This is a genomic window from Thermococcus fumicolans, assembly GCF_055386755.1.
In genome coordinates this window covers 1,196,459-1,216,658 of the sequence record NZ_AP042424.1, presented here as the reverse complement: position 1 = coordinate 1,216,658, position 20,200 = coordinate 1,196,459, and the positions used below count along the sequence as shown (strand labels likewise).

27 protein-coding genes are annotated in these 20,200 nt (G+C 56.3%); 16 read left to right on the top strand and 11 right to left on the bottom strand.

Going from position 1 to position 20,200, the window contains the following annotated elements:
* Position 1 precedes the first annotated feature (1 nt).
* Genes top6B through ACZ5AM_RS06675 form a run of 6 tightly spaced genes read left to right on the top strand, consistent with a single transcriptional unit; the run spans position 2 to position 6,119 of the window.
* Positions 2 to 1,681 carry a DNA topoisomerase VI subunit B gene (gene top6B / locus ACZ5AM_RS06700; RefSeq protein ID WP_464916029.1) on the top strand — a complete coding sequence of 560 codons (1,680 nt, stop codon included), beginning with the start codon at positions 2 to 4 and terminating at the stop codon, positions 1,679 to 1,681.
* Positions 1,674 to 2,834 carry a DNA topoisomerase IV subunit A gene (locus ACZ5AM_RS06695; RefSeq protein WP_464914266.1) on the top strand — a complete coding sequence of 387 codons (1,161 nt, stop codon included), beginning with the start codon at positions 1,674 to 1,676 and terminating at the stop codon, positions 2,832 to 2,834. Before top6B ends, ACZ5AM_RS06695 begins: the two co-directional genes overlap by 8 nt.
* Positions 2,831 to 4,078 (top strand): DUF530 family protein, encoded by a 1,248-nt coding sequence (locus tag ACZ5AM_RS06690; RefSeq protein ID WP_464914265.1) that lies wholly within the window; start codon positions 2,831 to 2,833, stop codon positions 4,076 to 4,078. The genes ACZ5AM_RS06695 and ACZ5AM_RS06690 overlap by 4 nt, the downstream gene beginning before the upstream one ends.
* Before the next feature lie 4 nt (positions 4,079 to 4,082).
* On the top strand, positions 4,083 to 4,514 hold the full coding sequence (locus ACZ5AM_RS06685) for a DUF1699 family protein (protein ID WP_464914264.1): 432 nt from the start codon (positions 4,083 to 4,085) through the stop codon (positions 4,512 to 4,514).
* Positions 4,484 to 5,263, top strand: coding sequence for a DUF4129 domain-containing protein (locus ACZ5AM_RS06680; protein ID WP_464914263.1), 780 nt, complete (start codon positions 4,484 to 4,486; stop codon positions 5,261 to 5,263). The genes ACZ5AM_RS06685 and ACZ5AM_RS06680 overlap by 31 nt, the downstream gene beginning before the upstream one ends.
* A gap of 52 nt (positions 5,264 to 5,315) precedes the next feature.
* On the top strand, positions 5,316 to 6,119 hold the full coding sequence (locus ACZ5AM_RS06675) for a GTP cyclohydrolase IV (protein WP_464914262.1): 804 nt from the start codon (positions 5,316 to 5,318) through the stop codon (positions 6,117 to 6,119).
* On the opposite strand, the gene ACZ5AM_RS06670 is transcribed toward ACZ5AM_RS06675, so the two are convergent.
* A complete protein-coding gene (locus ACZ5AM_RS06670) occupies positions 6,120 to 6,680 on the bottom strand; it encodes an Era-like GTP-binding protein (protein ID WP_464914261.1) in 561 nt (186 codons plus the stop codon). It abuts the gene before it with no gap.
* 81 nt (positions 6,681 to 6,761) lie between these two features.
* Here ACZ5AM_RS06670 and ACZ5AM_RS06665 point away from each other — a divergent pair, with 81 nt between their 5' ends.
* The 3 genes from ACZ5AM_RS06665 to wtpA are packed head-to-tail and all read left to right on the top strand — an operon-like array spanning position 6,762 to position 8,731.
* Entirely contained in the window at positions 6,762 to 7,076 is a 315-nt protein-coding gene (locus ACZ5AM_RS06665) for a GTP-binding protein (RefSeq protein ID WP_464914260.1), read from the top strand.
* 2 nt (positions 7,077 to 7,078) lie between these two features.
* Positions 7,079 to 7,642 (top strand): HD domain-containing protein, encoded by a 564-nt coding sequence (locus tag ACZ5AM_RS06660; RefSeq protein ID WP_464914259.1) that lies wholly within the window; start codon positions 7,079 to 7,081, stop codon positions 7,640 to 7,642.
* Positions 7,643 to 7,702: 60 nt separating this feature from the next.
* Positions 7,703 to 8,731 carry a tungstate ABC transporter substrate-binding protein WtpA gene (gene wtpA / locus ACZ5AM_RS06655; RefSeq protein ID WP_464914258.1) on the top strand — a complete coding sequence of 343 codons (1,029 nt, stop codon included), beginning with the start codon at positions 7,703 to 7,705 and terminating at the stop codon, positions 8,729 to 8,731.
* Between the two features lie 10 nt (positions 8,732 to 8,741).
* Here wtpA and ACZ5AM_RS06650 read toward each other — a convergent pair whose 3' ends face one another.
* Entirely contained in the window at positions 8,742 to 9,005 is a 264-nt protein-coding gene (locus tag ACZ5AM_RS06650; protein WP_464914257.1) for a hypothetical protein, read from the bottom strand.
* Between the two features lie 79 nt (positions 9,006 to 9,084).
* On the opposite strand from ACZ5AM_RS06650, the gene ACZ5AM_RS06645 reads away from it, so the two are divergent.
* The 7 genes from ACZ5AM_RS06645 (at position 9,085) to ACZ5AM_RS06615 (ending at position 13,109) form a co-directional block, all read left to right on the top strand.
* Positions 9,085 to 9,273 carry a hypothetical protein gene (locus tag ACZ5AM_RS06645; protein ID WP_464914256.1) on the top strand — a complete coding sequence of 63 codons (189 nt, stop codon included), beginning with the start codon at positions 9,085 to 9,087 and terminating at the stop codon, positions 9,271 to 9,273.
* A gap of 99 nt (positions 9,274 to 9,372) precedes the next feature.
* Positions 9,373 to 9,720 carry a 6-pyruvoyl trahydropterin synthase family protein gene (locus tag ACZ5AM_RS06640; RefSeq protein ID WP_464914255.1) on the top strand — a complete coding sequence of 116 codons (348 nt, stop codon included), beginning with the start codon at positions 9,373 to 9,375 and terminating at the stop codon, positions 9,718 to 9,720.
* Between the two features lie 240 nt (positions 9,721 to 9,960).
* The gene (locus ACZ5AM_RS06635; RefSeq protein WP_464916178.1) at positions 9,961 to 10,131 is read left to right on the top strand and encodes a hypothetical protein; all 171 of its coding nucleotides are present in this window, start codon (positions 9,961 to 9,963) and stop codon (positions 10,129 to 10,131) included.
* Positions 10,128 to 11,153 carry a transposase gene (locus ACZ5AM_RS06630; protein ID WP_464914254.1) on the top strand — a complete coding sequence of 342 codons (1,026 nt, stop codon included), beginning with the start codon at positions 10,128 to 10,130 and terminating at the stop codon, positions 11,151 to 11,153. The genes ACZ5AM_RS06635 and ACZ5AM_RS06630 overlap by 4 nt, the downstream gene beginning before the upstream one ends.
* A gap of 43 nt (positions 11,154 to 11,196) precedes the next feature.
* Positions 11,197 to 12,447 carry an ATP-binding protein gene (locus ACZ5AM_RS06625; RefSeq protein WP_464914253.1) on the top strand — a complete coding sequence of 417 codons (1,251 nt, stop codon included), beginning with the start codon at positions 11,197 to 11,199 and terminating at the stop codon, positions 12,445 to 12,447.
* A gap of 39 nt (positions 12,448 to 12,486) precedes the next feature.
* Positions 12,487 to 12,786 carry a type VII toxin-antitoxin system antitoxin protein adenylyltransferase MntA gene (gene mntA / locus ACZ5AM_RS06620; protein WP_464914252.1) on the top strand — a complete coding sequence of 100 codons (300 nt, stop codon included), beginning with the start codon at positions 12,487 to 12,489 and terminating at the stop codon, positions 12,784 to 12,786.
* Positions 12,783 to 13,109: a HepT-like ribonuclease domain-containing protein gene (locus ACZ5AM_RS06615; RefSeq protein ID WP_464914251.1), complete on the top strand. Its 327-nt coding sequence runs from the start codon at positions 12,783 to 12,785 to the stop codon at positions 13,107 to 13,109. Before mntA ends, ACZ5AM_RS06615 begins: the two co-directional genes overlap by 4 nt.
* On the opposite strand, the gene ACZ5AM_RS06610 is transcribed toward ACZ5AM_RS06615, so the two are convergent.
* From ACZ5AM_RS06610 to ACZ5AM_RS06570, 9 genes are all read right to left on the bottom strand, one after another.
* Positions 13,106 to 13,594: a DUF192 domain-containing protein gene (locus ACZ5AM_RS06610; protein ID WP_464914250.1), complete on the bottom strand. Its 489-nt coding sequence runs from the start codon at positions 13,592 to 13,594 to the stop codon at positions 13,106 to 13,108. The two genes, ACZ5AM_RS06615 and ACZ5AM_RS06610, sit on opposite strands and share 4 nt — an antisense overlap.
* 52 nt (positions 13,595 to 13,646) lie before the next feature.
* Positions 13,647 to 14,207 (bottom strand): 2-oxoacid:ferredoxin oxidoreductase subunit gamma, encoded by a 561-nt coding sequence (locus tag ACZ5AM_RS06605; RefSeq protein ID WP_464914249.1) that lies wholly within the window; start codon positions 14,205 to 14,207, stop codon positions 13,647 to 13,649.
* Positions 14,204 to 15,049, bottom strand: coding sequence for a 2-oxoacid:ferredoxin oxidoreductase subunit beta (locus tag ACZ5AM_RS06600; RefSeq protein WP_464916028.1), 846 nt, complete (start codon positions 15,047 to 15,049; stop codon positions 14,204 to 14,206). Before ACZ5AM_RS06600 ends, ACZ5AM_RS06605 begins: the two co-directional genes overlap by 4 nt.
* Positions 15,049 to 16,197: a 2-oxoacid:acceptor oxidoreductase subunit alpha gene (locus tag ACZ5AM_RS06595; protein WP_464914248.1), complete on the bottom strand. Its 1,149-nt coding sequence runs from the start codon at positions 16,195 to 16,197 to the stop codon at positions 15,049 to 15,051. Before ACZ5AM_RS06595 ends, ACZ5AM_RS06600 begins: the two co-directional genes overlap by 1 nt.
* Positions 16,194 to 16,706 (bottom strand): 2-oxoacid:ferredoxin oxidoreductase subunit gamma, encoded by a 513-nt coding sequence (locus tag ACZ5AM_RS06590; RefSeq protein WP_464914247.1) that lies wholly within the window; start codon positions 16,704 to 16,706, stop codon positions 16,194 to 16,196. Before ACZ5AM_RS06590 ends, ACZ5AM_RS06595 begins: the two co-directional genes overlap by 4 nt.
* A 3-nt stretch (positions 16,707 to 16,709) precedes the next feature.
* Positions 16,710 to 17,564: a 2-oxoacid:ferredoxin oxidoreductase subunit beta gene (locus ACZ5AM_RS06585; RefSeq protein WP_464914246.1), complete on the bottom strand. Its 855-nt coding sequence runs from the start codon at positions 17,562 to 17,564 to the stop codon at positions 16,710 to 16,712.
* A complete protein-coding gene (locus ACZ5AM_RS06580) occupies positions 17,564 to 18,754 on the bottom strand; it encodes a 2-oxoacid:acceptor oxidoreductase subunit alpha (protein ID WP_464914245.1) in 1,191 nt (396 codons plus the stop codon). Before ACZ5AM_RS06580 ends, ACZ5AM_RS06585 begins: the two co-directional genes overlap by 1 nt.
* A gap of 3 nt (positions 18,755 to 18,757) precedes the next feature.
* Positions 18,758 to 19,030, bottom strand: a complete 273-nt coding sequence (locus ACZ5AM_RS06575) for a 2-oxoglutarate ferredoxin oxidoreductase subunit delta (protein ID WP_464914244.1) — start codon at positions 19,028 to 19,030, stop codon at positions 18,758 to 18,760.
* A gap of 146 nt (positions 19,031 to 19,176) precedes the next feature.
* Positions 19,177 to 20,151: an archaeosine biosynthesis radical SAM protein RaSEA gene (locus ACZ5AM_RS06570; RefSeq protein ID WP_464914243.1), complete on the bottom strand. Its 975-nt coding sequence runs from the start codon at positions 20,149 to 20,151 to the stop codon at positions 19,177 to 19,179.
* Positions 20,152 to 20,200: the final 49 nt, after the last annotated feature.

Sequence of the window (20,200 nt, the reverse complement as noted above, 5' to 3'; positions counted from 1 at the left end):
GATGGCCGAGGCAAGCCAGCTTTTTAAGGAGTTCAAAATTCAGAGCGTCAGCGAGTTCTTCAGGCGGAACGCGGCAATGCTCGGCTACACGGGCAAAGTCCGCTCGCTCACAACGCTTGTTCACGAGGCGGTGACGAACTCGCTCGATGCGTGCGAAGAGGCCGGGATACCTCCATACGTCAGGGTGGAGATAGAGGAGCTGGGGAGTGAACACTACAAGGTCGTCGTCGAGGACAACGGGCCGGGGATTCCGGAGAAGTACATAACCCACGTCTTCGGTAAGATGCTGGCAGGAACCAAGGCGCACAGGAACATACAGAGCCGCGGCCAGCAGGGTATCGGTATAAGCGGTGCGGTAATGTTCGCCCAGATAACGAGCGGAAAAGCTACGCGCGTCATCACCTCAACTGGAAACGATGAGATAGTCGAGGCCTGGGTTAAAATCGACGTGGACAGGAACGAGGGTAAAATCGTCAAGAAGGAGAAGCACCCCAACCCGAGGGGCTGGCGCGGCACGAGGATAGAGCTTGAGGTGAAGAACGTCCGCTACATCCGCTCGAGGCAGGGCGTTTACTGGTACCTCAAGCTTACTGCGATAGCGAATCCGCACGCCCACATCGAGCTTATTGAACCTGACGGAAAGCTCATCGTCTTCCCGCGCTCGAGCGACGAAGTGCCAGAGCCGCCGGTTGAGATGAAGCCTCACCCTCGCGGCGTCCTCACGGACGACGTTTACAGGATGGCCAAGAAGACGAGGAAGAACACCGTGAAGCGCTTCCTCATCGGCGAGTTCTCGAGGATAAGCGACAAGAAGATCGATGAACTGATAGAGTACATAGCCGCCCTACGGCTCATAAAGACCGAGAAGGACAAGAAGGTCCAGGAGCAGCTCCGCCAGAGGCTCGCCAAAGGCGAGGTTAAAGCCGTCCTCCGCTCCTTCAGGGGGTACACCAAGATCGTCAAGCAGGTGGCAAAGATAATGGAGAAGCCGCCGGAGAAGCTCACCTGGCACGAGGCGGAGGAGATAGTCGAGGCCTTCAAGTACATGAAGTTTCTCGCTCCGCCGACCCACGGTTTAAGACCTATAGGCGAGGAGAACATCGAGAAGGGCCTGAAAGGAATTCTCAAGCCGGAGTTCGTGACCGCTGTGACGAGGCCGCCCAAAGTCTACTCAGGTGGAATCCCCTTCCAGGTGGAGGTCGGCATAGCCTACGGCGGCGAAATTCCGGCCGGCTTTGACGTCTTCAGGTACGCCAACCGCGTCCCGCTCCTCTTCGATGCCGGCTCGTGTGTAACAACCATCGCGGCCCGCTCCATAGACTGGAAGCGCTACAAGGTCGATGACCCGGAGAGAACGCCCCTCGTTGTCATGATAAACGTCATCAGCGTCCACGTGCCCTACACCGGAACCGGAAAGCAGAGCATAGCCAACGTGGAGGAGATACACAACGAGATCCGCCTGGCCATAATGGACGCGGCCAGAAAGCTGCAGACCTACCTAAGCGGCAAGCACAGGAAGCTCTACCAGGTCAAGAGGAGGAAGACCTTCGAGAAGTACGTCCCCGAGATCGCGAGAGCCCTCAGCGTCCTCACGGGCGAGCCAGAGGATAGGGTCCAGGACTACTTCCTGCGGTTCATAGAGAGCCATTTCTCGGCCGAGGAGGTGAGCGAGAATGCCTAAACCAAAGGCCATAAAGCGCGAGAAGCCGAAGGAGAAGTTCTCCTACGACCCAAAAAAGGTTCTCAGCAAGCTTGAGGAGTACGGGAGACAGATACTCGAGGACATAAAGAGTGGGAAGAACCCCCACTTCGATATACCCATGCGCGGCCTCAGCAACGTCTACTTTGACGAGAAGAGGCGCGTCATCAGGATGGGCGACAAGATCTCCAGGAGGTACTTCCTCAACGTGGCTCACGCCAGAAAGTTCATGCAGACGCTCCTGATTATGGCCTACGTTAAGCGCCTAGTCAGCGAGAACAAGCACGCGAGCCTTCGTGAAGCCTACTACGCCAACAAACACACGATCCCCGGAACGAGGGAGAACACCTTCGAGGATCAGAGCGAGAGCGATCCGATCATAGAGGACCTCGAGAGGATGATGGGTGTATTGAGGGAGGAGATGCACCTCACAGCCGACAGGCGCGGCTACATCTACGGCGACATAGTCATCCGCGATGGCGAGGACGAGTTCAACGCCTCAAGGCTCGGAAGCGGCGGCTGGGCCGTCCCCGGGACGGTGGAGCACATCCAGTTCCCTGAGATAAACGTTGACTACGCTCTGGTCGTCGAGACCGCCGCTATGGCCGACCGTCTGATCGAGGAAAAGTTCCCGAAGAAGGAAAACGCCCTAATCATAGCGACGCAGGGACAGGCCTCGCGTGGCGTCAGGCGTTTGATTCACAGGCTGCACTACGAGGAGGGCCTTCCGATCATAGTCTTCACCGACGGCGACCCCTACGGTTGGTACATCTACTCCACCATAAAGCAGGGCTCGATCAACCTAGCTTACCTCAGCGACAAGCTGGCCACCCCAGAGGCCAAGTTCGTCGGCATGACGATGGACGACATAAAGCGCTACGGCCTTGAAAACGTCACGGAGAAGCTCAAGGGAATCCCCCCCAACAAGAAGGGCGGACCAACCGGCGACTACAAGCGCATAATCGAGGAGATGAACTACCCCTGGTTCCAGAACAGGGAGTGGCAGAGGCAGCTCCAGATGGCCCTCAAGATGGGCGTCAGGATTGAGCAGCAGGCCTTGGCCAACAAAAGCTTGGAATTCGTCGCCAAGGAGTACCTCCCCGGAAAAATAAACAGCGGTGACCTGCTGCCATGACGACGACCGAGGAGCTCGTCGCGCAGGTTAACAAGATACTGGACGATATCGGAATAGATATGGCCGGGCTATTTGAGGATTTCGACGTTCCTACGGTCTCCTATTATCTGAACCGGAACCTCTCGATACTGAGCGACCTTGAGGAGGAGCTTGAGCGCAGGGTAGGTGACGTGCCCTCCTCCGCCGGCCCCTACGACAAGAAGAGCCGGGACCCCCACCTCCAGTGGGTCTACAGGAAGAAGAGAAACAGGCTCCTGGCCCTCGAGAGGCTCAAAGCCTCTATAACCGCCCACAAGATGGCGCTGGCCCTGATCTCGGCCAACTACACCTTCCGCCTGGGTAGGAGGGAGGTAGGCGTAGGCGACATCAAGCAGGAGCACCTTTCCCGCGTAAAGGCAATCCCGAAGCCGGTTAGACTCGGCCGCATCGAGACCCTGCCCTACCTCGCCTACTCTGGCGACATACTGCGGCTCTTGGCCAGGGAGAACATAAGCGTTAGAGAGTCCTTCAAGGCAATAAAGGGCAGGCTTAGGGAGAAGGGCACGGTTCAGACGAGGGGGCTGAGGATAGAGGTCGAGTACTGGGAGAACAACAGGCTCAAAAAGGCCCGGCTCGACCTTCCAGCGGATGCGGACATAGAGGCCGAGCTCAGGAGCCGCTACGGGCGGAGGTTCCGCTGGAGGGTGCTGAGCTTCGTGAAGACCAAGGGTGTCCTCATAAACAACCACTACACGGTTGACAACCTCGCCCTCGCTTATTCAATCCTCGATCCAGAGAACGGCGCCGAAAAGCTTGGCCTGGACCTCTTCCGCTACTACATCCTCACCTCCGAGGTGGAGAGGCAAGGCCTCGGCCTGTACCCGGACATAAGGCTCTGCATAGACTGCCACTACTCGATATTCGACCTGCCCTTCAGGAGCGAACCCGACTTCAGGACGGGCTACGGGAGCATGCTTGTCATAAGGAAGTGCGAGATGGAGGGCATGCTCTCCGGAAGGAGGACCGACATAAGCAGCGTCCCCAACCACATCTTGGGGGGAGTCCTCCTCTACGGCATGACGCCTTGGGATGAGGAGAAGGTCTCCAAGATTTTGGGCATCCCCAGGGACGAGCTCGAGGAGGGGATAAGGAAGTTCGTGATCTCCGGCCTGCACAACACCCTCTTTGCAGACACCAAGAAGTTCGAGAGGTTCATGCCGAAGAGCGACAGGGCAAGGCAGTTCTTAGAGCTCCTCCAGGGGTGATGGGATGAGGGTGGAGGTAAAGGCCAGGAACAACGCCGAACTCATACGGAAGATACGCGAGAGCCTCGGCCCAGAGGTGACCGAGGTCTACATAAACCTCCGCCCGACGAAGGAGATAGTCGTCAGGATCCTGGAGAACGCCCCGAACGTCAGGAGGATAAGCTGTCCCCCGAGCCTCTACCCCAAGGTCTCGAAGAAGATAATCAACGCCCTCGCCCAGGTGGGCGTGGAGCTCGTCCCCGAGGGCTACCCCAGGGGCAGGCCGAGGAAGTACAGCGAGGAGACGATCAAAACCGTCCTGGAGATGTTTTCCTCCGGCAGGGGGCCCAAGGAGATAAGCCGCTCCCTCGGGATCCCCCTGAGGACGGTCTACTACCTCATCGAGAGGGCCTCTGAGGTGGGCGAATGCCCGAGGCAAAGGCCCCACTCCGGGTGAGCCTGCTCTTCATCTCCCTCCTCCTCGGGATGGCCCTGGTTATGTCCGCGAGGATCGGCCTTGGGGTGACGTCGGTCAACGTTGACCTCCTCTACTTCATCGGCCTCCTCCTCTCCTTCGGACTGCTGGGTTATGGCCTTTCCTACATCCGTTTTGGCGTCAGGCCGAGGAGACGGAAGAAAAGGTACGCCCTCCTCTCGGGGATGCTGTGGATAATAGCCTTTGGCGTCGCCCTCTACCTCCTCCTCAACCCGAGACCTCAGCCCACGTATTCAACGAACCAGACCGGGATACCCCACACCGGTGACTTCCAGGCGATAAAAGGCGGGATCAGGGCAATCTACAGGGCCCTTCCCGGCTACCTCTACCTAGTCCCCTACCTGCTGCTCTTCGCGGTTCCCGCCCTCATCCTGGTGAGGCGGAGGCTGAGAAGGTCTTCTTCCCCATGGAAGGGCGTGAAGTTCGACCCCGGGCTCAGGTACGAGGACATCACGGGCCCGCCGCGAGAGAGGGTCATCAGGATGTACAAGAACGTTGTCGCGGGTCTGGTCGAGAGGGGCTACCCCTACAGGAGGAGCTGGACGCACAGGGAGCACGAGGAGAGGTTGAGGGAAGTTTTTCCGGATCTCCAGGATCTGGACGTCCTGACGAGGCTGTTCGAGAAGGCAAAGTACGCCGACAGGCTGGATCCCGAGGACGTGAGGTTGGCGAGGAGGAGCTACGAGAGGCTGATGAGGCTCCTCAGGTAGCTTTAAAAGCCCCCTGCGTTAGAGTGACCTAAAGCGAGATGAGGGTGATAGAATGCCCGTCGAGACCCAGGAGGAGAGGCCAAGCATAAGGGAGCCCCTGCGGAGGGTTGGTATAACGAACCTGCGCACCGTGGCGAAGATAAACTGGAAGGGAAGGGTCTACACCTTCCTCCCGCTCTTCGAGATCACAATAGACCTCCCCGCTGAGAAGAAGGGCATCCACATGAGCCGCCTGGTGGAGAGCATCACAGAGGCCATGAGTGAGGCGGTGGAGGAGGAGGTGAGGGAAGCTCACAGCTCCCTCGAGGAGCTCGGGAGGTGCATAATCAGGCGCCTTGAGGGCAAGCACCCCCACAGGCGCGCCGAGGTGTGGATAAAGACCCACCTTATAATCCCGCGCGAGACCCCGGCGAGTGGGAGAACCAGCTACGAGCCCTACGACGTCGAGGTCGGGGTTATCAAGAACGAGGACGGGACCTTTGAGAAGGTTCTCCGCGTGAAGGTGATCGGTAACACGGTCTGCCCCCACGCGATGGCCAACAACAACGGAAAGACCCACATCCAGCGCGCGGTGGGGGAGCTGGAGGTGCAGGCAAACTTCGACGAGGAGATAGCGCTTGAGAGCATGATCGACGTAGTCGAGGGCTCGTTCAGCAGCCCCACCTACACCCTCCTCAAGACCCCGGACGAGAACGCCGTGGTCCAGAGGATGTTCGAGAACCCCAAGTTCGTCGAGGACGTGGCCAGGGAGATATTCTCCAAGGCCAAGGAGCGCTTTAAAGGGAAAATACACGTTAGGGTAACAAGCAACGAGAGCATCCACAAGCACGACGTTATAGCCGAGACGTGGAGCTAGCTACGTCGCGTACTGCCCGTAGTAGGCTATCGCCCTCAGGAGCTCGTTGAAGCCCTCGAAGGTCACAAGCGAGAGCGGTATCGCGTCCTGCTCAAGCCTCTTTTTTATTACCGCCCTTATCTCCTCGACCCGCTCCCGGGAAACCAGGTCGATCTTGTTTATGACGACTATTATGGGCTTCTCGTAGCGGAACTTAAGGAGGTGGTGCAGCTTCTCCATTCCCCTGTGGAGGCCGACGGTGGCGTCGACCATGTGAATAACCACGTCTGCTGAAACTATCTCGTCCAGGATCTCCCTGAACTTCTCCTCGCTGAGGACCTTCCCCCTGGTTTCCCTCCTCGGGTCGAAGAGTCCAGCGGTGTCTATGAGAACGAACTCGTCCGCCCCCCCAAGCGGGTTCTTCATGCTCTTCGGTATCTTGAGCTTCCCGAAGCGGCGTTTTATCGTTCCCTTCGTGGTTCCTGGGAGGTTCTCAACCTCACTGACCTTTCCCCCGGTGAGGGCGTTCATCAACGTTGATTTCCCGACGTTCTCTGCACCTATGATCGCAACCTTTATCAACCTCCCACCCCCGCAAGGTTTATCTTCTCATCGACGACTAACCTTTGGGGGTATATAAATAGCAAGGAAGGGGCGGTGGCCATGCCAAAAAGGGTCAAGCTCGGTCATCATTATTACTACCTGACCAACGGTGAGGAGCTCAAATCCGGCTCTTTCCGCGGAAAGAACGTGGTCTTTGAGGGGGTCATCGAGGGGAAGCCCCTCGTGGAGTTCCTGCCCATGGAACTCCCGAGCTACAGGACTACCTTCACCGTTGACGGCATAAGGGTCGAGTTCTCCGGGAGCCCGTGCATAGGCGCCGGGGAAAAGGTGAAGGTCTACGGGAGGTTCCTTGGGGACTGCATAATCGCGAGTGCCGTTGAGAGCGAGAGGGCACTCTTCGTGGCGGAGGACTGAAAATGGGCCTCCTAGGACTCTTCCTAGAGGCGGGCAACCTGAAAAGGCTCAAGAGAAGCGGCTGGCTCCTGAGGGGCGTTCCAGATCCAGAGAGCATAGCAGACCACTCCTTCAGGACGGCCCTCATGACCCTCTTCCTGGCCGAGGAGCTTAGGGACAGAGGGATCGAAATCGACGTTGAAAAGGCCCTCAAGCTGGCCCTCCTACACGATTTAGCGGAGGCGAGGATAACCGACATCCCGCTGCCAGCCCAGAAGTACTTCGACAAGGCCGGGGGTGAGGTGAGGGCACTGGAGGAAATGCTCGAACCAACGGGCAGGGCGGAGGAATACGTCGAGCTATTTCTGGAGTACGAGAACGAGAGCACCCTCGAGGGAAAGCTGGTCAAGTTTGCCGACAGGCTTGAGATGCTCATCCAGGCGTACGAGTACGAGAAAGCCGGCTTCAAGAACCTTGACGAGTTCTGGGAAGTCGCTGAAAAGCTCAGGGAGAGCGAACTTTACAGGCACTTCGGACAATTGGTGGAGGGGATCCTAAAGCTGCGAAAACAGAAGAGTTTACCGTAAACCCAGTTGTTTACTCAAAACGCTTAAATATCCTGTTCTGTCCATCATACCGGTGGTTCCATGAGGCGGGCCGGTGTAATCCTAGCTGCGCTTCTGATGGCGGCCGTTTTCGCTGCAGGCTGCATAAACTCAGACTCAGGGGAGAAGGAGACCCTGATAATTTTCCACGCGGGTTCGCTCAGCGTTCCGTTCCAGCAGCTTGAGAAGGAATTCCAGGACTACGCCAAAAAGAACCTCGGCGTTGAGGTTGCATTCCAGGACGAGGCCAGCGGGAGCGTTAAGGCCGTTAGAAAGGTCACCGATCTCAAAAAGCAGGCCGACATAGTTGCCGTTGCCGACTACACCCTGATCCCACAGCTGCTCATCCCAAACTACACGGACTTCTACGTCCTCTTCGCCACCAACGAGATCGTCATAGCCTTCACTGACAAAAGTAAGTACGCCGACGAGATGAAATCTAATCCAGACAGATGGTACGGGATCCTCGCCAGGCCCGGGGTTACCTTCGGCTTTTCCGATCCAAACCAGGACCCCTGCGGCTACCGCTCTGTCATGGTCATGAAGCTGGCAGACATCTACTACGGAAAGCCCATATTTGAGACACTGGTTGAGAAGAACACCAACATACGCTCCAACGGCACCCATATCTACGCACCCAAAGAGATCGAGCTCAAGTCCAACAAGGTCGTCATAAGACCCAAGGAGACCGACTTAACCGGCCTCGTCGAGAGCGGCAGCTTGGACTACTTCTTCATCTACAAGAGCGTGGCAGAGCAACACAACCTGAGCTACATAACCCTGCCGGACGAGATAAACCTGAAGGACTTCAGCAAGGCAGATTACTACAGGCAGGTCAGCATAACCCTCGGCTCCACCGGGAAGACCATAGAGGCAAAGCCCATCGTCTACGGCGTCACCGTGCTCAAGGACGCCCCCCACAGGAATCTTGCAGTCGAGTTCCTCAAGTTTCTGCTCGGCGAAAGGGGGAAGGAGGTGTTCAAGGAGAACCACCAGGACTTCCTCAACCCGCCCGTGGCCTTTGGAAACGTTCCCGATGAAATAAAGGGGCTGGTCGAGGTCAAGGGATGATCTTTCCTTTTTATTTGCCCAGCGAGAGCTCCTTCGCCCTAACAACCACCGCGTTCTCAGGTAGATCCACCTCGCCGCGCGTTATTATCACCGCCCCTTCGTAGGTCGTTATCGTCACTTTCACTTTCTTGAAGCCTCCGGTTTCTCCAAATATCACGAGAGGCTTCTCCTTCAGCTCAAGGAACTTCTTGAAGGTTTCAGGCTCGACGAAGACGAGAACCCCACCGGCTATAACGCGGTTGGCATCAACGGCCATTCCGCATCCCACAAGCACCACCCTAAAGGTTTAAGACGTTGGGGCTGATTTGGTTTTCGGTGGGAAGGTTTATTAAACGCCTAGTGAACTCTCTACGGTGTGGAAAATGGAGGCCTCCAGGGGAGTTACGGTAAACCGGGAGTGGAGGGCCAAGATGGACGAGCTGAGGGCAAAAGCTCGAGAAAACGTCGATGAAGTTCTCAAGCGCGCCTTCGGGTCGATAAAATCGGAGAAGTCCTGGCGCGAGCTGGAGGCTGGGCTTTATGAAACAGGGGCAGGATTTTGAGGGACTGGGACCTGAGGAGCATGTGATTCTTAGGCATCGTCTTAAAAACCCTGATTTCCTGAAGGAGGATGAATTTTGGAGAATACTGGAGGAATCCCTATGAAAGCCCGCGTCATAGAGCGCTTCAAGTTCGAGGCCGCCCACGCGGTCGTCATAGACGGCAAGCCCGAGGAGATACACGGGCACACCTTCAGGCTTGAGGTTACCGTCGAAGGCCCGCTGAGGAACGGCTACGTCATCGACTTCCTCCAGCTGAGGACGATAGTTGAGGATGTCATCAAAAAACTCGACCACCGGAACCTCAACGCCCTCTTCGAGAACCCCACGACTGAAAACATAGCCCTTTGGATTGCCGGCGAGGTTGAGAAGCGGCTTCCTGAAAGGGTCAGACTCCACCGCCTTGTGCTCTGGGAGGGCGACGATAACGGGGTGGAGTTTGAGTTTTAGGGGTCTTCTTCACGTGAGTTTTTGTGAGTTCACGTGGAGATTCATCCCCCGAGTTACTACGGGTGCCCAGACTTAGACCGCCCCGCTCACTCACCTTCTCTCCCAGCACACTACGGCAGGACAGGTCGCCCGAACACTCGCAGGGTTCAACCAGCCCTCCACCTCACCTTGTTCACCGACTTCATTGGGCCAGCATCACAACCAAAAACTATTTAAGTAAACAAGTATTTAAGTATTTTGGTGAATACAATGGGCGTCATAACCGTGAAAATCCCAGACGAGTTGGAAGTCGAATTCCGAAAGAAAATCCTCGACGTTTATGGGGTTAAAAAAGGAGCCCTCGGAAAGGCCATAACGGAGGCAATCGAGCTATGGCTCGAAAAACACGAAAACTCCGAAAAGCAGAAGTGAACTACATTACAATTAAAACGAGACTCGAACCAGAAACACGGGAAGACTACCTGAAACTCGCCCTCCTAACAGAAAAGTTCAAAAGGGCCGTTGAACTCGCAATAAGGCTCCATCTCAAAGGGGTCACAAAGGCTGAGGGTGTAAAAGAAGTCTCCCGACGGGTTCTTAACAACTGGTGGTATTCTGATAGTGCGTGGGATTATGCGAAAATGCTCCGCAAGGGTGCAGAACAGAACGGCGGGAATCCGAGACACATTCACTTGAAATCCAAGTTCCTCATTAGCAAGCCCAAGGAGAACGAGAAGGGGAACAGGAACGTGAGGATTAAAGGATTGAGCGTTAAAATCCGTTCGAACGGCGAATGGCTAAACTTTAAACTGAAAACCGCCGAAAAGTTTCTTCCAGTTATTTTTGATGCTCAGAAGTTCAAATATGGTGCTCAGGTTATTCTGAGGAATGGAAATGTTTACCTGCACGTTCAAGTGCCGTTTGAGGTTTATTTCAGGCACTTTGGAAAAACGGCCATCGGAAGGCTTTACGCCGGGTTTGATTTGAACTCTGACAGGGTGAACATGGTCATCCTCGATGAGGACGGTGTTATTCGGGACGTTAGGGTTGAGCACTTTCCGGAGGTTAATTCTCCGGGGTTTTCAAAAAGGAAGGCGAGGGATTTAAGGTTGAAGGCTCTCGCCCGCCTGCTGGATTATGCGTACCATCACGGTGTTGGGGTCGTGTTCTTTGAGGATTTGGGGAGGATTAAAAGGAGAAACGGAAAGGCGACAGCTTCAAGGAGGGGGAATCGGAAGGCGTCGAATTTTGCTAAGAAGGAGTTGCTTGAGCACGGTGTTGTTATGGCCTTGAATAGGGGTTTTGAGGTTTATCTGGTTAATCCTACTGGTTCTTCCAAGTTGGGGCGAGAGTTGGCTCGGGGCTTGGGTCTGGATGGTCACTCATCGTCGGCGTTTGTCATTGGGTGGTGGGGGTTGAACTCACTAAAACTCACAAACAAGAAGAACAGTTAAACAAGGCGAAACCCTTAAAAAGATTCTAATTAGAATCATTCTCATGAGAATCATTCCGCGGAGAATTGAACTTGAGCACTTGAAGGTTTCCGGATGGAAGATGGTCTACGGAAGGCGAAAGACCGGGAAGACGTTTTTAGTCAAGAACTTCCTGCGTTACGATGGCTACTTCTTCGTAAACAGGAACGGGACGATTCTCGACGTAACTTCTGGAAGAGTGCTCTCCTACGAGGAGTTTAGGAAGGAGTTCATCGGGCGGCTTGGAGGGGGCACTATCGTTGTGGACGAGTTCCACAGACTTCCCCAAGAGTTTCTTGACCTCCTGCACGCTTACTCGCCGGAGGGCGAGCTGATACTGATAACCTCGACCCTCTGGCTGGCTATGAGGCTTTTGGGGGAGAGGGAAAGCCCCCTCCTTGGTGTTGTAACCCCGGTCAGAATTGGGCTCATAGACGAGAGGGAAATCCTCCTTGAGCTTTCAAAGGAGGTCGAAGGGAAAGAGCTGGTGGAAGCATCGGTTTATCTTAGAGAGCCGATTTTAGTTCCCCTTTACAAACCGCCTTTGAGGGAGTTCCTGGCGAAATACCTGCACTCATCCGGCGCCCTCGTTGCGGAGATTGTTGGAGAGGCCTTCTCCGAGGAGGAGCTGAGGCTCTCGGAAGTTTACCTTGCCACACTGCACTCCATAGCGGCTGGAAAGTCCAAGAGCACCGAGATAGGGAACCACCTCCTCTCCAGGGGGCTGATTGAGTCCCAGTCGAGCGTCCAGAAGTACCTGAAAGTTTTGACCGCCATGGGTTTGGTTAGAAAGAAGCCGATACACGGGAAGAAGAAGCGCTTCCGCTACTTCATAGCCTCTCCCCTGCTCGACCTCCACTTCTACCTCGAGGCGAAATACGCCTACACCGAACTCGAAACTCCGGAGGAATTCATCAGGAAGGCGGTGGACGAGAAGCTTCCAAGACATGTGGAGGATTTCATCGAGGGCCTTCTGGCAAAGGTTTACGGTTTAAGGCCCGTCAGCGTTGAGAGACCCGAGCTTGAACTGGACATCGCCCTGGAGGGCTTCAAGAAGCTCGAAATCGTTGGGGAGGTTAAATGGAAGAACCGCGTGAGGAGGGAGGAAGTAAGGAAGATCGAGGAGAAGCTGTGGAAGTTCGACTGCAGAAGAGTCCTCATCGTGCCAAGCTTTGAAGTCCTCGAGAGGGAACCGGAGGGAATCGAGGTTCTAACGCCGAAGGATCTGGTAGGGCTGGCGAGGGAAAGTCTGGGTGGAGAGCCTCGGACCGATTGAAAGAAAAAACTTTTTGGGAGTGCGGATCAACATTAGATGATGCCTATGCTGACCCTTGAGGAGATCGAAGCCATCTTGAAAGCCCACAGGCGGGAGCTTGAGGCGAGGTTTAGGGTTAAGGAGATAGGGGTCTTCGGCTCCTACGTCCGCGGTGAGGCGACCGAGAGAAGCGACGTGGACATCCTGGTGGACTTCTACGAGATCCCTTCTCTGCTGAAGTTCATCGAGCTTGAGGAATACCTTGAGGATCTCCTCGGCATCAAGGTTGACCTCGTCATGAAATCCGCTCTAAAGCCCAAGATTGGGGAGCATGTGGGGAGGGAGGTCATCTACGTATGAAACGAACCCATGAGGATTACCTGAAGGATATACTGGACGCCATTGCGTCCATAGAGGAGTTTACTTCCGGCATGGACTTTGAAGACTTCTCTAAGGACAGGAAAACCCAGTTTGCGGTCATCAGAGCACTCGAGATAATCGGGGAAGCGGCAAAGGCCATTCCGGAGGACTTTAAGAGGGAACATCCCGAAGTCCCGTGGAGGGAAATGGCGAGAATGAGGGACAAGCTGATACACGCCTACTTCGGCGTTGATCTCCGCGTCGTGTGGAAGACGCTAAAAGAGGACGTTCCATTCCTGAAGGAGGTTCTCTCGAACCTTTAACAGTCTCCTGACCGGGGCAAATCGGCCCTGACTTCCCTCACGCTTTCAACCATCGCCACGCCATTGCTCGAGCCGTTCAGGTCGATTCTTCTTGGAATCAGGGACTTAACCGGAACGGCCTTCTCCTTCTCCTCCGTCAGCGACCAGTCTATCAGGTCACCCTCCTCAACATCAAGCGCCCTTATCAGCCCTACCGGCCCCTCGATGATGTACTTCGCGGCCTTCTTTGGCGCGTAAAGGCGCCACTTTCTGGCCCTCTTGAAGTCCACAACGCGTCTCGCCGAGTCCAGCCAGATGACGTCTATCTCCGAAAGCATGAAGAAGGTGTGGATTGAGGCGTTGGCCTTGGTTTCAGCGGGCAGGACGAAGACAAGGGCGTAGTTGACGTTCCTGGCCAGCATTAGCCCCCTGAAGCGCTTGAAGAAAGTGTCCGCCATCCTGACGGGCCCGTGCCAGATTCTGCCCTTGGTCTCGTTGGTTATCATAGTAAGAAATGGATGGGCCGGATTGATAAGTTTTTGGGAGGGGAGGAGAAAATCAGAGCTCCCCTGCCTTGGCCTTCTCCCCGAGCTCGAAGCCCTTCTTGAGGGCCCTGAGGTTTATCTCCTCCGTGCCCTTTGGAACCGCGTCGAGGACGGCCTTCTCTATGGCCTCCCTGCCCACGACGCCGGTCCACGCCGTCAGGATTCCAAGGGTCAAGATGTTCATGGTCAGGCTCAGGCCGGTGGTCTCCTCGGCTATCTCCGTGAGCGGGAGGGCTATGACGTCGAGCTTCTTCTCGAACTCGAGGTCGCGGTGGGGCACGAGCTCCTCTTCGATGATTACCTTGGCGCCCTCCTTCACCGTGTGGAGGTACTTGCTGTAGGCCTCCTGGGAGAAGAAGACCGCGTAGTCGGGCTCGAGCGTCTTGGGGTAGTCTATCGGCTCGTCGCTTATAACTACTTCCGCCTTGCTCGCACCGCCCCTCGACTCCGGCCCGTAGGCCTGGGTCTGGACCGCGTAGAGGTTCTCGTAAACGGCCGCCGCCCTTCCTAGGATAACGCTCGCCAAAATGACACCCTGGCCTCCAAAGCCGCTGAAGAGGATTTCCTTCCTCATTCTTCCCACCCCATCATCTTCTTGGCGCGCTTCTTATATGCCTCGTACTCCCTTACAAGGCCCGGCCTGTCCCTGTCCACGAACTCGCCGATGACGATCTTGCCCTCGAGCTCTTCCGGTGACATCTTCTTGGCCTTTGCCAGAGGAACGGTTATCTTCTGGTACCAGCGGAGCAGTTCCGGGGCAGTCTTCATCCTGTTCCTCCTCCCGAAGCTGACCGGACACGGTGAGAGGAACTCGACGAGGGTGAATCCCTCCTTCTGGAGTGCCTTCTTTATGCTGTTGATGCCTTGGAGGTAGTTGAAGACGCTCCACCTGGCCACGTAGTTGGCCCCAGCCGAGACCGCTAGATCAGCTATGTCGAAGGGGTTCTCGAACTGGCCGTAGGGGGCGGTGGTGCCCTTGAGGCCCTTCAGGGCGGTAGGCGCGACCTGTCCTCCGGTCATTCCGTAGGTGAAGTTGTTGATGAGAATAACCGTAACGTCGAGGTTCCTCCTTATAGCGTGGATGAAGTGGTTACCGCCTATTGCCGCGGCATCGCCGTCGCCCATGAAGGCGATTATCTTGAGGTTCGGGTTTGCGAGCTTTATGCCTGTCGCAAACGCCAAAGCCCTCCCGTGGGTGGTGTGGAGGCCGTCGAAGTTCACAAACCCTGGAACGCGGGAGGAACAGCCTATTCCGCTGACCCACACTATCTCGTCGGGATTGAGCTGAAGGTCGTCTATCGCGCGGAGCGTGTATTGTAACGCCGAGCCGATTCCACAGCCCGGGCAGAATATCGTCGGAAGCATGTCCTTCCTGAGGTACTTCTCGCGGATCTCGTAAGCGGACTTCAGGTACATCATCCCACCACCCTTTCAACGATCTCCATTGGAGTGTGAACCTCGCCGCCGATCTTGCTTATCAGCTCCACCTCTGTCTTCCCGTTTGCACCTTCCTTGACTAGGTGGTAGAGCTGCCCCATGTTCATCTCGGGCACGTATATCTTCCTCACGTTCTCCGCTAACTCCTCGATCATGTCGAAGTCGAAGGGCCATATAGTGTTGAGCTTGAGCAGGCCGGCCTTAACTCCCCTCTCGCGGAGTATCTTGACGGCCCTTATCGCGGAGCGTGAAACTATGCCTGTGCTGATTATCGCTATTTCCGCATCGTCAAGCTCGAAGGTTTCGTAGTCGATTATGTCGTCCTTGTGGTCGAGTATCTTGCGGTATATCCTCTCTATGAGCTTCTGCTGAACTTCAGGCTCGACCGTCCTCGGGTGGCCGCTCTCGTCATGGGTGAGGCCGGTGACGTAGGTGCGATACCCCTTCCCGAATATCGGCATGGGTGGAACTCCGTCGCCGTGAGGATCGCCGAAGGGAAGTTTAGCCTCCTCCTCGTTGGCGGGGAGCTTCCTGTTAACGATCTCGATCTCATCCGGGTTGGGGATGTAAACGCGCTCGCGCATGTGGGCAAGCTCGGCGTCGCCGAGTATGACCACGGGCGTCCTGTACTTCTCGGCGATGTTGAAGGCCTTGATGGTCAGGTCAAATGCCTCCTGAACTGTTGAGGGGCTAAGAACGACGAGCATGTGGTCACCGTGCGTTCCCCATATGGCCTGCATTATGTCGCCCTGCGCCGGAAACGTTGGCTGGCCCGTTGAAGGGCCGCCGCGCATCATGTTGACGACGACTATCGGTGTCTCAGTCATCACAGCATAGCCGAGGTTCTCCTGCATGAGCGAGAAGCCCGGACCGCTCGTTGCCGTCATAGCCTTTGCACCGGCCCACGAGGCGCCGATTATCGCCGCTATGCTCGCAAGCTCGTCCTCCATCTGTATGCTCACGCCATCTACCAGGGGCATGTAGAGCGCCATCGCCTCGAATATCTCGCTCGCGGGCGTTATCGGGTAGCCGGCGTAGAAGCGGCAGCCCGCTAAGATAGCCGCCCTCGCTATGGCCTCATCGCCCTGGATGAAATCGGACTTTCCAACCGGAAACGGGTATCTCATTTCGATCCCTCCTCATACCCGGCCGCGAAGGCCTTCAGGTTTATCTCCTCGGTGCCCTTTGGGACGCGTCTCCTTATCGCTTCCTCGACGTTTTCCTTCTTCACGACGTCGGTCTTGGCGACAAGATAGCCTAGGGCCACCATGTTCACCGTTAAAGCGAGTCCGGTCGTTTCTTCGGCTATTCTCGTGAAGGGTGCACCTATGTAGTCCCTATCGGGCTTTACTAGGTCGGTGTCGATGATGAGCAGGCCGTCCTCCCTCAGCTCGTCCTTAACGGTGTCGTAGCCGAGCTGGGCAAGGGCCACGAGAACGTCCGCTTTAGTCACGATAACGTCGTAGATCGGCTCCTTTGAGATTATGACGTCCGCAATCGAGTGGCCTCCCCTACTCGCTGAACTGTAGTCCTGGGTCTGGAGAACGTTGAGACCCTCGATGGCGGCAGCCTCTCCGAGGATGACGCCGGCCAGGACGACGCCCTGGCCTCCAATGCCGGCGAACCTAATCTGCATCTTTCACTCCCCCTTAAGCCCGAAGTGCTCCTGGACTTCATCAATCAGCTTGTTAAGCTCGGTAACGAACTCCGGCCTCTCCCTGTTCACGAACTCGCCGATGACGAACTTGCCCTCAAGCTCTTCCGGCGACATGTTCTTTGCCTTGCTTATCGGCACGCTGTTCTTGAGGAACCAGCGGACCATCTCAGCCGGCTCCTTCATCCTGTTCCTCCTTCCGTACTGGACTGGGCACTGGGAAATTACCTCAACGAGCGAAAAGCCCTTGACCTGGAGGGCCTTCTTGATGCTCTCGATGAGCTGGTAGATGTGGGCAGTAGTCCATCTGGCAACGTAGCTCGCTCCAGCGGCCGCGACAGTCTCGCTTATCTGGAGCGGGTGCTCGATGTTCCTGTAGGGGGTTGTTGTGGTCTTTGCTCCGAATGGGGTCGTGGGGGCAACCTGACCGCCGGTCATTCCGTAGATGAAGTTGTTGACGAGTATGACCGTTATGTCGATGTTCCTTCTGGCGGCGTGGATTAGGTGGTTTCCTCCTATGCTGGCCAGATCGCCGTCGCCACTTATGACGACGACCTTCTTGTCAGGAAGGCCGACCTTGACGCCGGTGGCGAAGGCTATCGCCCTGCCGTGGGTCGTGTGGAGGGTATCGGCGAGGAAGTAGGGTGAGGCTATCCAGGCGGAGCAGCCTATTCCGCTGACAACTACCAAATCCTTTGGGTCTATCTTCAGCCCGTCAACCGCGTTGGCGAAGGCGTTCAGGACGGTTCCACCGCCGCAGCCGGGGCAGAGAGCTGTAGGAAGGGCCTCCTTCCTCAGGTACTTGATGAGCTGATATTTGGAATAAATCTCCTTGGCCATCAGGCAACACCCCTTATCTCGCGCAGGATTTCCTCAACGGTCAGCGGGACGCCGCCTATCTTGTTCACGCCCTTGAGCAGGACGTCGTCGTTGAGGTAGCGCTCGACCTCGATTATCATCTGTCCCAGGTTCATCTCGGCGACGAGAACCGCTCTGACCTTCTTCCCGAGTTGCCTCATTCTCTCGCCCGGGAACGGGTGGACGGTCTTCGGCACGAAGAGGCCGACCTTAATGCCCTCCTCTCTGGCCTTGAGGACTGCTCCGAGGGCGGGTCTGGCCGTTACGCCCCAGCTGACAACAAGGATTTCTGCGTCGTCTGTGAAGTGCTCTTCGTACTTCTCGTAAACGTCTCTGTTCTGCTCTATCTTCCTGTGGATTCTCCTCACGAGCTTGTCGTGGACTTCGGGGGTGTAAACATCCCTCAGGCCGTTCTCCTTGTGGGTCGAACCGGTGACGTGAGTGAAGTAGCCGTGGCCGAAGAGCGGCATCGGGGGAACGCCATCGCCGTGGGGGTCGCCGAAGGGGAGTCTTGCCTCCTCTTCGTTGGCAGGAAGCTTGCGGTAGGTAATCTCGACCTCCTCAACCTCTGGGATCCTTATCTGCTCCCTCGTGTGTGCCAGGACTCCATCGAAGAGCACAATGACTGGCGTCCTGAGCCTCTCGGCGATGTTGAAGGCCCTTATCGTTTCCCAGAATGCGTCCTGTCCGCTGGTCGGGGAGAGGGCGACTATCGGGTGGTCGCCGTGGGTGCCCCACCTTGCCTGGAAGAAGTCCCCCTGAGCACCTTTCGTTGCCTGCCCCGTTGAAGGGCCGCTCCTCTGGACGTCAACGAGAACGAGTGGTGTCTCGGTCATCACCGCGTAGCCGAGGTTCTCCTGCATGAGGCTGAAACCGGGGCCGGCGGTGGCGGTCATCACCTTGAAGCCGGTCCATGAGGCCCCGACCATCGCGGCTATGCTGCCTATCTCGTCCTCCATCTGAAGGTAGTAGCCGCCGAGCTTCGGAAGCTCCCTGGCCATCGTCTCGGCTATCTCGCTCGACGGGGTTATCGGGTAGCCGGCGTAGAAGCGGCAGCCCGCGAAGATTGCCCCGTAGGCAACAGCCTCGTTGCCCTGCATGAAGTAGTTGCCCGGCTTGTAGAGCTTTTTGAGGAGCCTAACCTGCTCCGGCTCGTCGCCGCGGATGATCATGAGTCACCACCTTACCGCGATGGCGAAGTCCGGGCAGAGAAGCTCGCAGAGCTTGCACTTGACGCACTTTTCAGCGTGGACGGGAACCGGGTAGTGGACACCCTTTTCGCTCAGCTCCTTGCTCCACTCGAAGACCTTTCTCGGGCACATCTCGACGCAGATTCCGCAGCCCTTACAGAGAAAAGTGTCGACGTCGATTTCAACAACGCCCTCCGCTTTGCCAGTCACGAGGTAGTTCTCCTTCACGACAACGGTTTTCCCTTCGACGTTCGCCATAATCATCACCCGCGATTTGCTAACCCCGTTTACGTTTGTCAACATTTAAAGGTTTCGTGGGTGCCCAGAAGTGGCCATTAAAGACTCGGGAGAATGAGCGATGTGGGGGCCGATTCTGGGAAAACGGGAAGGGAAAAGGGGTGAAATCACCACGTAACCAGCTGCCAGTCGAGGAGGCCGTTCTCAACGATGTACTCCCACCTCTCGCGGCATTCTGGTTTAAGGTTCTCGATGTGGCTGATATCCTGGGTTGCCGAGAACTTCTTGATGGCCCTACCTATTGCACGGTCGTAGTCGGTCAGGCAGTTGTGGGGGCCGCGCTTTGAACCCGCTCCAACCGGGTCGCTGAGGATCCTTTTAGTGGGGAACTTCCTCTTGGCCCATATGAGAAGCTCAACCGCACTCCAGAGCCATGGCGGCCTGTACTCCTTCTTCTCCCAGAGCCTCTCGTAGAGCGTCCCCCTCTGGATATCTGTGATGTTGATCGAGAAGGTGTCGGTGTAGGGTTCGGCCCTGATTATGCTCTCCTTAGCGTCCCTGATGCCGTCCCTCTCGGAGAGAAAGATCGGCTTGAGCAGGAGGTAGGTTTTCACCTTCGCCCCGGCCTTGTGGGTTATCTCAGCGGCTCTAACGAAGTCCGCGAAGGTGTTGCCCTTGTTGATGGAGAGGTCGGCGATGTCATCGTTGGCCGTTTCAAGACCTATCGCCACCTCGAAGTGCTTGTCTGGAACTATCTCAGCCAGCTCTTTAACGGCATCGTAGCGCACGAGCTCGCTCCTGCTCTCGATGACTATCTCCTTGACCTCATCAATCCCCGCGAGTATCTCAAAGATTTTCTTCCTCGTCTCGGGCTTCAGCTCGCCGTTGTCGAGGAATGAACCCGATGTAAACATCCTAACAGCGAAGGGGCCCTTCTTGCCCTCGATTTTTTTGAGTGCCTCGCGGACGTAATCGACTATCGCTTCCTGGCTCCACTTTATCTTAGGCGCAGCGGTTGGATACGCGCACATGTAGCAGGCCTCTCCAATCCTAAAGCGGTAGCAGCCTATCGTGGGGAGGATTATGAAGAGCGCCGTTCCCGGCTTTCCGGCGACGTTGTCCTCGCTCGTCCAGTACGTCATCTTCTCACCTGAAGGCCGCTGGTGGTTAGGGTTTTTAAAGGTGAGGGAA